Below are 1,791 nucleotides of genomic sequence, written 5' to 3'. Positions count from 1 at the left end.
TCAATTCTTTTGACAGCAGAGGGAGAAAAATTTTCCTTTGGCAAGGACAAAGAAATAATTTTAAAAATTTATGGTTATCCTTTAATAAAAAGAGAATCTTATGAAAATAAAAGAGAAAAAGATTTATTAATAAACTTTTCAAAAAAAGAAAATTTTTACGAGGAGAAAAAACCGGAGGGAGAATTTTATATTGATTCACAAACAATAAAGTCTGCCCCGCAAGGAGAATTCTTTATAGTCCTTACAAATCTTCATGAAAATTATTATTTAGAAAATCTTTGCCTTGAAATTGTAAATAAGGGAGAATATCCGAATGCATCCAAAATTTCATTTAAAGATGGAAAAACTTTTGAATTTATAGACCTTGATGTTTTTAAATATGATGGTAATTTAAAGTCTTATCCTATAGAAATGGAAAGTAAAGATTTACAAAAAATCTCAGAAGCTTTAGAAGGTGGAGAGCTTTTGGGAGAAGATCAAATATACGCCCTAGCTCCTGAAGATGGATCTTATGATTTAATTTTTATGGGAAAAAAGGCAATTCATATCTTCATGTTTTTGACCCAAAACCTAATTCGGACGGTTTTTACTATTATGAATTTATAAACGAGGAAGACGGAAGGGCTTATTCTTTAAAACTCAAAAAAAATTTATTTAATATAATTAAAGATTTGGTTTTTGAAAAATATAAAATTATTAATAATTTAGACTTGCAAAAATAAAAATGATACTGTATAATAACAAAATATTAAAAAAGTTTTACATCTGATGAAAAATATTTAAAAAAGTTGTTGACAAATTATTTTTTGTAGTGTAGAATAAATTTATATTGATAAACTTGATAAAGAGAAGAGTAGTTAAGTGTTTGGGATTAAAGAGAGCTTCGTTTTGGTGAAAGAAGATAAACAAAACTTAATGAACATGGCCTCTTTGAAGGAAGGTTCGATAATTAGAGCCTGACGGGAACTCCCGTTATAGAGTCAGGGTATGATTGTACCTAGTGAGTTTATATGCGTGAGCATATATTAAATAAAGGTGGTAACACGAGCTTTCGTCCTTTTAGGATGGAAGCTCTTTTTTTATTCATGGAGGAAAAAAATGATAGAGGTAAAAAATTTAGTAAAGGCCTTCCAGGTAGATGGAAAAGAATTTAAAGCTCTTGATGATGTTTCTTTCAAAGTGAATGATGGGGAGATTTTTGGAGTGATTGGACTTTCTGGTGCTGGAAAGTCAACTCTTGTAAGATGTATCAATAGACTTGAAGAACCAGACTCTGGACAAATTATTATTGATGGTATAAAAATCTTATCACTTTCACCTGAAGAGCTTCGTAAAGAAAGAAAAGATATAGGAATGATTTTTCAATCTTTTAATCTTTTTATGCAAAAGACTGTTTATGATAATATTGCTTATCCTTTGGAGATATCTGATGTTAATAAAGATGAAATTGAAAAAAGAGTTAATGAATTGCTAAAGTTTATTGATTTGGAGGCTAAGAAAAATGCTTATCCCTCTGAACTTTCAGGAGGGCAAAAGCAAAGAGTTGCAATAGCAAGAGCCATAGCAACAAATCCAAGGATATTATTATCTGATGAAGGGACTTCTGCTCTTGATCCGGCAAATACTCAAGCTATTTTAAATCTTTTGAAAAAAATTGTTAAAGAATATAAGACAACAATTATTATGATTACTCATCAAATGGAAGTTGCAAAAGATATTTGCGATAGAATCGCTGTTATGGAAAGTGGAAAGATAATTGAAGAAAATGCTACTAAGGAACTTTTCAGAAAT

At 29.5% G+C, this 1,791-nt stretch carries 2 protein-coding genes and 1 other annotated feature; both genes read left to right on the top strand.

Features of this window, described 5'->3' with window-relative positions; genetic code table 11:
- On the top strand, positions 1–606 hold a 606-nt coding region (locus tag HMPREF9131_RS08475; protein WP_198002573.1), incomplete at its 5' end, for a hypothetical protein.
- 226 nt (positions 607–832) lie between these two features.
- Positions 833–1,062: a binding site (T-box leader), on the top strand.
- Positions 1,063–1,098: 36 nt separating this feature from the next.
- Positions 1,099–1,791, top strand: a 693-nt coding sequence (locus tag HMPREF9131_RS04730) for a methionine ABC transporter ATP-binding protein (protein ID WP_009345702.1), incomplete at its 3' end; no start/stop codon positions are given.

Origin of the sequence: Peptoniphilus sp. oral taxon 836 str. F0141, assembly GCF_000179335.1 — a bacterium.
Lineage (GTDB): Bacteria > Bacillota > Clostridia > Tissierellales > Peptoniphilaceae > Peptoniphilus_A > Peptoniphilus_A lacrimalis.
Note: the sequence above shows the minus strand (reverse complement) of the source record. Positions and strands in the feature narration are given on the sequence as shown.